Raw genomic sequence first — 11630 nt, 5'->3', positions numbered from 1 at the left:
CGGACGAGGGCAGCGGCACAGAGGCTTGCCAGCCTGTCTTCGGCGGAGGCCCAGCGCATTCCGCTAGGGTAAGCAGGAGAAATGCGTAATATGTGTCACTACTGTGGACCACCACAGCGGGCAGCTTCCGGATAGGGCGTGAATGAACTCCGACGAAACGACATCCCCGGTCTTGGACATCCGGGCAGTCTTTGGGTACGCCTCCGACCGCGGCCTGCGACGGGACCAGAACGAGGATTCGCTGATTGCCGCGGACCCCGTCTTCGCCGTCGCGGACGGCATGGGAGGCCATGAAGCCGGTGAAGTGGCCAGCAGCATCTGCGTCCGCACGCTGGGCGAGGCGCCGTTCATCGGCGAGCATCTGCCCGACGTCGGAGCCTCCGATCTTCAGCTGCTGCTCCGTGAAGCCGACGCCGGCATCAGGGAAGCGACCGGGGGACGCGCCGGGACCACCCTTACCGGGGCCGTCCTCGTCCGCGACGACTCGGGCAGGCCGTGCTGGCTGGTCTTCAACGTGGGGGACTCCCGGACGTACCGCCTGACCGGCGGGGGACTGGAGCAGATCACCGTGGACCACAGCGAGGTCCAGGAACTGGTGGACATGGGCCAGATTACGCCCGATGAAGCACTGATCCATCCCCGCCGCCACGTAGTGACGCGGGCCCTGGGAACGGGCAACGACACCGAGGCCGACTACTGGCTGATTCCGGTGGAGCCCGGCGACCGCCTGCTGGTGTGCTCGGACGGGCTGACCGGAGAGGTCAGCGACGCGCAGCTGCAGCAGATCCTGTCCTCCGTCACCAATCCCCAGGATGCCTGCGCGTCCATGGTGGACGCAGCCCTGCGCTCCGGAGGCCGCGACAACATCACCGTCCTGGTAGTCGACGTCGAGGGTTCCCTCGAACACAGTGTGCCGGCCGCCGCGGCCCTTCCCGGCGCAGCGGATCCCCAACCTGCCCCGGGAAACGCCGACTCGTGACCGGTGTGCCTGCGGGTCCGGCCGGCACCGCTCTGCCGGGCCGCTAGGGAGCGACGGCATGGCGGCCAATCCCCACGTGGTGAACGCTACGGCCCGGCAACGCCTTGGCGCCAAGCTCATTGACGCTGCCCCCGTCCTGCTGACGGCGGTGCTGGTGTTCGGCGGCGTGCCGGGGCCGGCGGCCGGAGAGAACCGCGGTTTCGCTTTCACCTCCGTTGCCGTCATGGCGGCTGCAGCCTACGGCGTCTGGCTCTGGCTCTGGGAAGCCCGCACCGGCAAGACCCCCGGCAACTTGGCTGCGGGTATTCGCACTACTGACGAAGCCGGGCACGCCCCGGGGCTGCTGGGAACCTTCCTGCGCGGAATGCTGCTGATCCTGCCAGCGGTAACCGTGGCCGGCCCGCTGGTGGTGGTGATCTCCAACATCTGGGATTCCAACGGTCAACGCCAGGGATGGCATGACAAGGCCGCGCACACGCTTTCCGTAGACGTCCGGGCCGGGCGGAACCCGCTGACGACCGGCGGGTTGCTGCCCTTCCCCGGCGCAGCCGGCACTGCCCGTGCCGCCGGCGGGTCCGGGGCGTCCGGGGCGTCCGGAGCGTCCGGAGCAGCTGGTCCCGGCTGGCTTCCCCCGGCCGCCGGATAGGCTTACGTCATCCCGCACCGGCCGGCATGAGCGCTTTGCCGGCCCGGCCAGGTGCCGGCGTCACCCCGCACCGGTCAGGACACGGCTCTCGTCATCGTTGTGGAACAGCTGGAGCACCTGGACCGGTTTACCCGGCTGGATCAGCTGAGCCCGCCCCGGCGGCAGCGTTCGGGCTCTGATGCCGTTAATCAGCGTCCCCTCGGCACGGTCGCCGGAAAGAATCAGGGCGGCGCTGCCGGAATCGCGCAGCGAGGTGAAGAACGCCTCGTACATGCCCCGGCTGGCCCCGCGCACTCTCCGGGACAGGACTGCATGCAGCCCAATTTCCGGTGCCAGCGGCAGGAACGGGGTCAACCGGCTCAGCGGCGATGATCCGCCGGCGGTCAGGACGTCGTAGTCGTCAATCACGAGCACGATGCGCGGCAGCCCGGCCAGCTCCTCCGGAGCCGCAGTGCTGCGTTTTTGCAGTTCCCCGGCGACGGCGGCGGCGAGCTGGTCAGCCAGTGCGGCACTGGTGGCGTAGCCGCCCAGGGACTCGGCCGGGACTTCGCCGGTGAGGCTGCGGCGCGGGTCGAAGACGGCGAAGACAATTCCGTCGGGAAGGTGCTGATCCAAAAGCCGGCGGATCACCGAGCGCATAACGTTGGTCTTGCCGGCGCCGTCGTCGCCCATGACCAGCAGATGCCGTTCCCTGCCGTGAAGGTCCAGGATTTCCGTTCCCAGGTCGGTCTCCCTCAGGCCCAGCGGAACCGAGGCCTCAGCCTCGGGGGTGGGCGCGGCGCCGGCGGAGACAACGGCGGGCAGAACCCTGACCTGCATCGCCCGTTCCAGGGTTGATGCCGCCACTGCCGTAACCAGTTCCCGCAGACCTTCAGTGGCGGATCCGCCGTCGGGGTCCGAGTCCAGCCGCGGCAGCGCAAAGTGCCCCTGCAGTTTGCGGTCCATCAGGGCCCGGCCGGGGCTGTCCGTGCTCACCGCCTCCGCAAGCTTCCGGCCGTGGGCGGACTCGCCGGGATCGGCGAGCCGGAGCTCAATCCGGTTGCCGAAGAAACTTTGCTGGGAGATCCGGATCTCGTTCATCCGCGAGCAGGTGGCGATCACATGGATGCCGTAGCCGGCGCCGCGGCTGATCAGGCCGTGAACAGCCTTTTCAATGTCCTCGAATTCATCGCTGAGCTGTCCGTATCCATCCAGGACCAGCACGATGTCGGCGCTGGGCAGCTCGGGGATTTCCCCGGCCAGGCACCGCCGGCGCAGGGTCGGCAGCGAATCCACCTGGTATTTTTCGAACACATGCTCGCGGTGGGCGAGCATGGCCAGGAGTTCATCCACGGTCCGCCGAACCACTTCCCGGTTGGTGCGCACCGCCACGCCGCCCACGTGCGGCAGCCCTTCCAGCGGCAGCAGGCTGCTGCCGAGCAGGTCAATGGCGTAGATGCCCACCTCGGCCGGGCTGTGCGTCAGCGACAGTGCGGCCACAATGGTGCGCAGGGCGGTGCTCTTGCCGGTCTGCGGCCCGCCGACGATGGCCGCATTGCCGCCGTTGGAGGCAAGATCCAGCTCCCAGATTCCCTGCCACTGCTTGGCCGGGTCATCCAGCAGGCCCACCGGGACCCGCAGCGACCCGCCGCTGGCCAGTCTCAGCCCCTTGTCATCGGAGAATCCGCCGGCAGCCCGGTCCAGCGAAATGCCGCGGGGCAGGGGAGGGAGCCAGATGGGGGCAACAGCCCGCGGGAACGCGGACAGAGTGTTCATGAGCGCGGAGAGGACGGTAGGCCCCGTGGTGCGTTTGGAGGACGGCGTCGACGACGGCGCAGCCGCGGCACCGCCGCCACCGGCACCGCCCCTGCCGGCCTGGTCACCCGCCGGCGCCGCCAGGGACGCCGCGTAACGCGGAACCGGCAGGACCGGCGGCTGGCCGTCCTTTCCGGCAGGCCCCTCGTCCTGCTGTGCGGACTCGAGCGGACCGGACACATACCCCGCCTTGAACCGGGTATAGGTGGTGGTGTCCACCTTCAAGTAGCCGAACCCGGGAACGGGCGGCAAATGAAAGGCATCGGGGGTGTCCAGAACCGTCCGGGATTCCGCTTCGGAGAGGGTGCGCAGTCCTATCCGGTAGCTGAGGTAGGCGTCCAGGCCGCGCAGCTTTCCACCTTCGATCCGCTGGCTGGAGAGCAGCAGGTGAACCCCGATGGAACGTCCGATGCGGCCGATGGAGAGGAAGAGCTCGATGAAATCCGGGCGGGCTGTGAGCAGTTCGCCGAACTCGTCGATGATCACCACCAGGTGCGGCAGGGGCGCCAGTTCCCGGCCGCTGGCCTTCAGCTCCTGCCGGTGCAGCTGGTAGTCCGTGATGTTGGCGAGGTTGCCGGCCGCCTTGAGGACTTCCTGGCGCCGCTGAATTTCCCCTGCGAGGCTCGCATAGACGCGCTCGATCAGGCTGACGTCGTCGGACAGGTTGGTGATGACGCCGGCTACCTGCGGCGCGCCGGCAAACGGCGCGAAAGTGGCGCCGCCCTTGTAATCCACCAGCACCATGGCCAGGACCTCGGGGGAATGGGTGGCCAGCAGCCCCACCACCATGCTGCGCAGCATCTCGGATTTGCCTGACCCGGTGGCACCCACGCACAGGCCGTGCGGTCCGTGGCCGAACTGTGCCGACTCCTTCAGATCCAGCAGCGCCGGGCGGCCGCGGTCGTCCGGCCCCAAGGGCACCCGCAGGAAATCAACCTCGCCGCGGGGCTTCCACAGCCGCCGGATGTCCGCCTCGTCCAGATTGGCAGACAGGCCCAGCATTTCCAGGAAGCCCTGGGCGTTCTCGGACGTGTCGTGTTCCAGCGAGTCCGGGGACAGGCGCAGCGGTGCCAGCTCCCGTGCGAGGGCCTCCGCCAGCGGTACCGGAAGCGTGTCCAGGGTTCCGCGTTCGACGGTGGGATTCACCGGATCCTCGCGGTAGTTTTCCAGCATGAAGGTCCCGCCGGGTGCCTCGCTGATCCGCACCGCCACCTCGCCCGGTTCCTGCTGCCGGTCGGCGACGAGGAAGAGCGTTGTGATGCCCAGGGAAGCAGCGGAGGCCTGCTGGTCCGGCAGCTGCAGCTCCGCCGGAAGCATGCCGTACGAGTCGCTGACCACCAGCAGCCGTGGAAGCGAGGTGCCGACGCCGCCGCGCAGGAAGTTCTTGCGGGATTCAGCGGCCAGGGAGGAGCGGTTGTGCAGGTCCTCGGAGAGCACGTCAACCAGCGCACCGGCTGAGGGGGCGAGCCGCCGGACCGGGCCCGTTGCGTGGGCGGTTTTCTGATCCGCCAGGTGCGGCAGCCACGTGGCCCATTCCCATTCGTCCCGCCGTTCCTCCGGCAGGAGCAGCGCCAGATGAAGGTCTTCGGGCGAGTGGAACGCGGCGCCTTCGGTGAGCAGGAGCCGGGCCACCGAGGTCACGAAGCCGCGCGAGCCCACCACCGAAACGTTGCCGGCGCAGTCCAGCGGTACGGTGAGCGGCAGCTCCGGACTGGATTCGTACCGCCGCTTGAGGATTTCCAGCTCGGTGGTCATGAAGGTATCCGTTTGGGCGAGCGCCGATCCGGCATTCATGATGTTGACGTCACGGTTGCGGCGCGAACCGGTTCCGATCCGCACGTGCAGGAAGTCTTCATTGGAGCGGCGCCGCTCCCAGATCCGGCGCGGGTCGCGGAGGATGTCAAAAAGGGCGTCCGGGGGCGGACTGGCGGCCCGCGCGATCGCAAGGGCCGCCAGCTCATCGGCCCGGAGGGTGGCCCGTGAGCGTTCCAGATACTCCAGATAGTTTTCCCGCTGTTCCCGGCGCTGCTTTCCCTGCCGGCCGCGCTGGCTCAGCATCATGATGACCGAGGCGATGATCGTGACGATCATCATCAGGGCACCCACGGCTGCCAGCGGAGACCCGCGAAAAAGCATCATGACGGTCATCGAGACCCCCGCTCCGAGCAGGGGGACCAGGGACATCATGTTCAGGCCGCTTTTGCCCCCTTCGATCGGCGGCGGGGCATCAAGGGTGAATGCATCGATGGTTCGCGCCGGGGCGGTGGTGCGTGCGGGACGGTGCAGGATTTTTGTGCTCACGGGTACACGTTTCGTCGTGCTGGCTGCTCCCCGGGGCGCCGGCTTCCCGGGGTGGGGGCGGCTGCGGAAAGAACCCGGGAAGCCACTGCCACGGCCTCGAGCCGGGTGCGGCGGGAGAGCAGGGAAGGATTGACTTCGACACCTGCTGCCAGGTGCCGGTCGTGACCCAGATGGACCGTCTCCACGCCGGCCCGGAGCAGGCGTCCGGCTTCCCGCGACGCCCTGAGCACGCCGCCGGCGGGTTGGGCCACGAGCACCAGCAGCGGCACGCCGGAGAGTCCGGGAGAGTGCCGCCAGGCTTCGGAGTACTCGAGGGCGTCTTCCAATCCGGCCACGCTGGCCGGTGTTACGAAGACCGCCAAATGGGAGTTCGCCACCGCCCACAGCACCGCCGGGTCCGTGAGCCCCGGGCCGCAGTCGAAAAGGGTGATGGGGCAGTAGCGGGAGATGACCCGGGACATCCGGGAGGCGCCGTCGGGCACGTCCTGAGCGGTCTCTTCACCGGCTGCACCGGGCCCCGGCGGTGCAGCAGCGCCGTCCGGAGTCCAAGCTGGCGGGACCAGCGGACCTGCGGGAGTCCAGGTCCCGGCGGAAGGGTGCGGGACGCCGTCTGCAGGGCGCTCCAAGGTTCGGCGCCGGCCGGTGACGAGCAGGTTTGCCGGCTCCGCGGCCGTCAGGAGGGCGGCGAGTCCGCGCAGCGAGTCCGGAGTACCCGTCCGCAGCCGGGCGGCTGCCGTTTCCAGCGGCGGCGCGTGGGGGACTCCGAGTCGCAGCCCCAGCGTTCCGGCTCCGGGAGCCAGATCGACGGCGGCAACGGTGTCCGTGCGCATGGCCGCGTAGATGCGTGCCAGCAACGCTGACACGGTGGTCTTGCCTGCCCCGCCGCGTGTGCCCACCACGGCGATGCGGCGCCCCGTCGTGACGGGCAGCTGGGTTCCCGCGGCTGCTTCCGCCAACCGCTGCGGATAGTCATCGCCGCGGAACAAATCCGCGGAGCCTGCGAGGACCCGGTGCAGGGCGGATTCCGCGGGCCGGGTCCGCAGCACCCTCCGCATCCGCTGGGCAGCGGATTCGAAGCCGTCAACCGAACTGCGGACCGGGTCGCCGTACGGTTCCGGCTGGGACGGGGACATCTTGGTGCCCTGCATCAGAAGCTCCCCAGGAGCTGGCCGAACACACCGAAGAGCCCCACAGCCAACGGCACCGACGCCAGGATCGCAGCGGACTCCACCCGCTTGGCCAGGAGACGGAAACGGGCCTGCGTGTGATCCGGGAACGTCGTTGTCAGCGCAACGGCGGCACCCGCGGCGGTTCCCAGAACGGCCAAACCCACAGCCCAGGCCTGGTCCGGGAGGAAGCACAGCGCAGCCAGCGTGGCGGCTGCCAGCCCGACGGCGGCAGCCAGGTACAGGGCAACGCGCTGCGGCGCCAGCGGAAAGGAACGGGTCCGCAGGAACAGGGCCAGTGTCAGGGCCAGCAGCAGGGGGAGTGTCCAGTGCTGGCGGCTGGTATCAGTGCCGAGCAGCCACAGGCCGGGAGCCAGGGAGAGCGCCATAACGACAGTGCCCAGCGTCAGGGTGCTGTGGGCTGCTGCCACGGCTTCGACGGCGTCGGTACGGGCAATAGGACCGCCCTTGGCCCGTTGATCATCCAGGGTGGCCAGTCCGGAGGAGGCAAGGGCCAATTTGGGCAGCAGCCCCAGAAGCAGTGCACTCGCCAGGGCTGCGAGGGCTCCGGTCCGTACGGAATCCCCGGCAAGGGCACCGGCGGCAGTCCACAGTCCGGCCCCCAGGGCCAGTATGGCCGCACCGCTGAACCAGGCGCGGGGCCGGGCGGCGCCGGCCCCCAGCGAGGCGAGCGTCAGTACGGACAATCCGGCCAGTGCCAGTGCGGCAGATGGAAGGCGTTCCTGAACACCGCCATACAGGTGGAGGACTCCGCCCAGCCCGGTGAGCCAGCCTGCCGCAAGCAACGCGGAGCCGGCGGCGGTGCGGCGCGGCGGACGGTTTGCCGCTGATCCTGCGGCCAGCCCGAGCAGGGACAGCACAAGCAGCATCCACCAGGCTGATTCCGGTGCCAGCGAGGCGAGCAGGATTTCCGCGCCGGCCCAAATTCCGGCTGCCGTAAAGGTGCCTGCCGTGAGGTCCCGCCAGCGGTGGTTCCACCGGCCCGATACCGCTCCCGTTTCGCTGACCACCAGATCATTGACGTCGTAGACGACGGCGGCCGGAGGAGCTTCCGAGGCGTTGCAGAGCAGCAGGGACGACCCGTCCAGGACCCGGGCCTGCTCCAGGGAAGCTTCTGCGTTGAGCTCGGTGCCGTCGGGCGCCACCAGGACCTTCGCCGCAACCGCGTCGGCCGGCGGGTCGCCCAGCAGGTTCAGCACCTGCGGAAGGAGCAGGCCGACGGGCTGGTTGGAGGGCAGGAGCAGGTCAACGTGCCTGCGGGAGCCGACGAGAGTGACACGGGTGAAGGCATGCGCCATGGCTTTCAGGCCCCTGTCCAGGAGTACGGCTGGTGTGCCTGTTGTTCCTGTTTGGCACGGTTTTCAGCGAGAAGGTTGCTGACGAAGGAGTATCCGACGCAGACGGAGGCGATGACCGCGGCGGCTGCCACGCTGAGGATGAACAAGCGGAGGCTGTCCATCCAGCGGCGCTCATCGGGGTTTTCCCCGAAGAGCAGGGCAGTGAGCAGCCGGTGCCGGCGCACGGTGACGGACTCGATGAGCTGGTTGTCGTAGTCGCTGGCCATTGAGGTCCCCTCGCCCTTTGGACACGTTGCGTACATCCTTGCACCGGGGGCGTTTTCCCGCTGCCGGAATTCGCGGTCTGGGGATAACTTCGGAAATCCGGTCAGCGACGCGCGGAGGTGCAGGCGTTGTGCAATGCAGCGGCCGGTGCTAGTTCTTGATGCACCAGTCCGCACCGAAGGAGATGCCATGAGTTCCAACCCTGACACCGAAGAACGCACGCTGAGCGATTGGAGCAGGCGCCTGACCCAGGCACTGCAGATTTTGGACTTGGAAGTGGATCACAAGATGCTCGTGGAACTGGCTGAACAGTCGTCCAAATCTGTGGGCGCCAATGCCGGCCTGATCAGCACGTTTGTGGTGGGGTACGCCGCCGGGCTCTCCAAGACCAGCGGCCGGAAGGCCGCCGGCGAGGCGGTCCAGAGCGCAGCCGACACGGCCTTCCAGCTGGCGGCCACCGGTCTGGAGGGACCGGATCAGCCGGGCTGGAAGGACTCCGCCCAGTAGCTCGCATCGCGGTGGGGCATCGCCCCGCAGGCAGGCAAACAGCTGCCCCGCAGGCGGAGGCCGGCGGGGCAGCTGTCGGATTTTTCGGATGATGCAGAGGTCGTGCAGGGCCGTGCAGCCGAGGCTTCGCCGGGCTTTAGCCAGCCGGTCCTAGGCAGGGGTCCGGGTCTTGAAATCCTCGGACTGCTCCGCAGCAGGGTCCAGGTTGGGCTCCACGCGCACGAGCACCGTTTTCGACACGGGCGTGTTGCTGCCCTCGGCTACATGGTCCATGGGCACCAGGACGTTCGCCTCAGGGTAATAGGCCGCCACGCAGCCTTTGGGTGTGGGGTAGGAGACAACGCGGAATTTCCGCAGGACCCGCACTGCGTTGTCGTGGTGCACGCCGTGGATGTCCACGTACTGCCCGTCCTTTAGGCCCAGCTCTTCAATATCGGCGGCATTCATGAACAGCACATGGCGTCCGCCGCGGATGCCCCGGTACCGGTCGTTGTGTCCGTAAATGGTGGTGTTCCACTGGTCGTGGGAGCGCAGCGTCTGCAGGATGAGGGTCCCTTCAGGGCGTTCGACGGCTTCCAAGTCGTTCACCGTCAGCACGGCCTTGCCGGTCGGCGTGTGGAAGGTGCGCGAGTCCCGCGGTCCGTTGGGCAGCACAAACCCTCCCTCGTGCCGGATCCTCTCGTTGTAGTTGTCGCACCCCTCAACCACCCGGCCGATATGTTCCCGGATCAGGTCGTAGTTTTTCTCAAAACCCGCCCAGTCGGCGTCGATCCTGTCCCCGACGATCAAAGCGCCGAGCCGGGACACGATCGCGGGTTCGGAGAGCAGGTTGTCGGACACAGGCTTCAGGTTTCCGCGCGAGGGATGAACGGCGCACACCGTGTCCTCCACCGACACGAACTGCGGCCCGCTTTCCTGGACGTCCAGCTCCGTCCGGCCCTTCGTCGGCAGAATCAGGGCCTCCTGCCCGGTAATGAGATGGGAGCGGTTGAGCTTGATGGAAATCTGGACCGTCATATCGGTCTTCTGCATCGCGCTTTCAGCGAACTGCGTATCCGAGATTGCCGAGATGAGGTTTCCGCCCAGGGCGACGAACACTTTGACGCGTCCGTCCTGCATCCGGTAGAAGGTTTCGACGGCGTCAGCGCCGTGGTCCCGCGGCGGATCGAAATTGAATTCCTTTCCGAGCGCGTCCAGGAAGGCCGGCGGCATCTGCTCCCAGATGCCCATTGTGCGGTCGCCCTGGACGTTGCTGTGCCCGCGGATCGGAGCGGCGCCGGCCCCCGGCTTCCCGATGTTCCCGCGCAGCAGCAGCAGGTTGATCATTTCCTTGATTGTGGGCACGGCTTTTTTCTGCTGCGTAATGCCCATGGCCCAGGTGATGATGACCTTGTCGGCCTTGAGGTACCGTTCGGCCAGCTCATTTATCTCTTCGATGGGCAGCCCGGTGGCTTCAACTACGGTGGCGTCATCCAAATGGGCCAGATGCTGCTTGAGGTCTTCGAGGCCTTCGCAGTGCTTTTCCAGGAAGTCGTGGTCCAGAACGGTGCCCGGGTTCCGTTCCTCGGCTTCGAGAACCCGTTTGGAGATCGCCTGCAGCAGGGCCATGTCGCCGCCGAGGCGGATCTGCAGGAACTGGTCGGCGAGCTCGGTGCCCTTGCCGGCAACGCCGCGGACCTTCTGCGGGTTCTTGTACCGCCGCAGGCCGGCTTCGGGCAGCGGGTTGACGGCAACGATGCTGCCGCCGTTGCGCTTGCAGCCTTCGAGGGCCGTCAGCATGCGCGGATGGTTGGTGCCGGGGTTCTGTCCCATCAGAATGATGAGGTCCGCCTTGCCGAAATCGTCGTACGTGACGGTGGCCTTGCCGATCCCAATGGTCTGGCCCATGGCCCACCCCGAGGATTCGTGGCACATGTTGGAGCAGTCCGGCAGGTTGTTGGTGCCGAAACCGCGGACTACGAGCTGGTACAGGAAAGCGGCCTCATTCGAGGTGCGGCCGCTGGTGTAGAAGGCGGCCTCGTGCGGGGACTCGAGGCTGTTGAGCTTGTCCGCCACAATCCGGAAGGCCTCGTCCCAGCTGACGGGACGGTAATGGTCTTCTCCGGCCGGTTTGTAGACCGGCTCGGTAAGGCGGCCCTGCATGCCCAGCCAGTATTCGGTGCGTTCGCGGAGGTCACTGATGCTGTGCTCGGCCCAGAAGTCCGAGGATATGACCACCGGCGTGGCTTCCCACGTGACGGCCTTAACGCCCTCTTCGCAGTATTCGAATTTGCTGCGGTGGTTCGGATCCGGCCAGGCGCAGCTGGGGCAGTCGAAGCCGTCCTTCTGGTTCATTTTGAACGTGGCTTCGAGCGTCCGCTTCACGCCCATGTGCTGAAGTGCCGGCTTCAGCGAGTTGTAGACCCCCGGCACGCCCGCCGCCCAGGATTTGGGGGACGTGACCTGTATGTCCTTCTCGTCCACGTTTTCAACGCGGGGTTCCTTCCGTGCCACCATGCACTTCCCTTCACCATCCGCCGTCGGCAGCCTCAGGTCCCGGAGCATCCCGGACCGGCCCGCCACTTCCGTAGGAATAGGCCTAGCAGGTGCCGCACCCCATAGCAAGGTTTTCGCCGCGCGCGGCGAAAGGCCGGCCCGCTCCGGACACTGTTCCA

At 67.6% G+C, this 11630-nt stretch carries 8 protein-coding genes; 3 read left to right on the top strand and 5 right to left on the bottom strand.

The window, feature by feature from the left end:
* Nucleotides 1–142 precede the first annotated feature (142 nt).
* Both WKB88_RS07310 and WKB88_RS07305 read left to right on the top strand, forming a co-directional pair.
* A complete protein-coding gene (locus tag WKB88_RS07310) occupies nucleotides 143–979 on the top strand; it encodes a PP2C family protein-serine/threonine phosphatase (protein WP_341393880.1) in 837 nt (278 codons plus the stop codon).
* 58 nt (nucleotides 980–1037) lie between these two features.
* A complete protein-coding gene (locus tag WKB88_RS07305; protein WP_341393879.1) occupies nucleotides 1038–1625 on the top strand; it encodes an RDD family protein in 588 nt (195 codons plus the stop codon).
* Nucleotides 1626–1685: 60 nt separating this feature from the next.
* Here the strand turns inward: WKB88_RS07305 and eccCa are convergent, their stop codons facing one another.
* Genes eccCa through WKB88_RS07285 form a run of 4 tightly spaced genes read right to left on the bottom strand, consistent with a single transcriptional unit; the run spans nucleotide 1686 to nucleotide 8471 of the window.
* Nucleotides 1686–5720: a type VII secretion protein EccCa gene (gene eccCa, locus WKB88_RS07300; protein ID WP_341393878.1), complete on the bottom strand. Its 4035-nt coding sequence runs from the start codon at nucleotides 5718–5720 to the stop codon at nucleotides 1686–1688.
* Nucleotides 5717–6868: a nucleotide-binding protein gene (locus WKB88_RS07295; RefSeq protein ID WP_341393877.1), complete on the bottom strand. Its 1152-nt coding sequence runs from the start codon at nucleotides 6866–6868 to the stop codon at nucleotides 5717–5719. The genes eccCa and WKB88_RS07295 overlap by 4 nt, the downstream gene beginning before the upstream one ends.
* Nucleotides 6868–8205, bottom strand: coding sequence for a type VII secretion integral membrane protein EccD (gene eccD / locus WKB88_RS07290; RefSeq protein ID WP_341393876.1), 1338 nt, complete (start codon nucleotides 8203–8205; stop codon nucleotides 6868–6870). The genes WKB88_RS07295 and eccD overlap by 1 nt, the downstream gene beginning before the upstream one ends.
* Before the next feature lie 5 nt (nucleotides 8206–8210).
* Nucleotides 8211–8471, bottom strand: coding sequence for a hypothetical protein (locus WKB88_RS07285; protein ID WP_341393875.1), 261 nt, complete (start codon nucleotides 8469–8471; stop codon nucleotides 8211–8213).
* 187 nt (nucleotides 8472–8658) lie between these two features.
* On the opposite strand from WKB88_RS07285, the gene WKB88_RS07280 reads away from it, so the two are divergent.
* Nucleotides 8659–8976, top strand: a complete 318-nt coding sequence (locus WKB88_RS07280; protein WP_341393874.1) for a DUF6457 domain-containing protein — start codon at nucleotides 8659–8661, stop codon at nucleotides 8974–8976.
* Nucleotides 8977–9126: 150 nt separating this feature from the next.
* On the opposite strand, the gene WKB88_RS07275 is transcribed toward WKB88_RS07280, so the two are convergent.
* Nucleotides 9127–11469, bottom strand: coding sequence for an FdhF/YdeP family oxidoreductase (locus WKB88_RS07275; RefSeq protein WP_341394237.1), 2343 nt, complete (start codon nucleotides 11467–11469; stop codon nucleotides 9127–9129).
* Nucleotides 11470–11630 lie beyond the last annotated feature (161 nt).

The organism is Arthrobacter sp. G119Y2 (assembly GCF_038069765.1).
Classification (GTDB): domain Bacteria; phylum Actinomycetota; class Actinomycetes; order Actinomycetales; family Micrococcaceae; genus Arthrobacter_B.
Note: the sequence above shows the minus strand (reverse complement) of the source record. Positions and strands in the feature narration are given on the sequence as shown.

Excerpts from the sequence above, each read along its gene's own strand:
- WKB88_RS07280 (WP_341393874.1), top strand. The coding sequence starts at position 8,659 with ATGAGTTCCAACCCTGACACCGAAGAACGCACGCTGAGCGATTGGAGC.
- WKB88_RS07305 (WP_341393879.1), top strand. The coding sequence starts at position 1,038 with ATGGCGGCCAATCCCCACGTGGTGAACGCTACGGCCCGGCAACGCCTT.
- WKB88_RS07285 (WP_341393875.1), bottom strand. The coding sequence starts at position 8,471 with ATGGCCAGCGACTACGACAACCAGCTCATCGAGTCCGTCACCGTGCGC.
- WKB88_RS07310 (WP_341393880.1), top strand. The coding sequence starts at position 143 with ATGAACTCCGACGAAACGACATCCCCGGTCTTGGACATCCGGGCAGTC.
- WKB88_RS07295 (WP_341393877.1), bottom strand. The coding sequence starts at position 6,868 with ATGCAGGGCACCAAGATGTCCCCGTCCCAGCCGGAACCGTACGGCGAC.
- eccD (WP_341393876.1), bottom strand. The coding sequence starts at position 8,205 with ATGGCGCATGCCTTCACCCGTGTCACTCTCGTCGGCTCCCGCAGGCAC.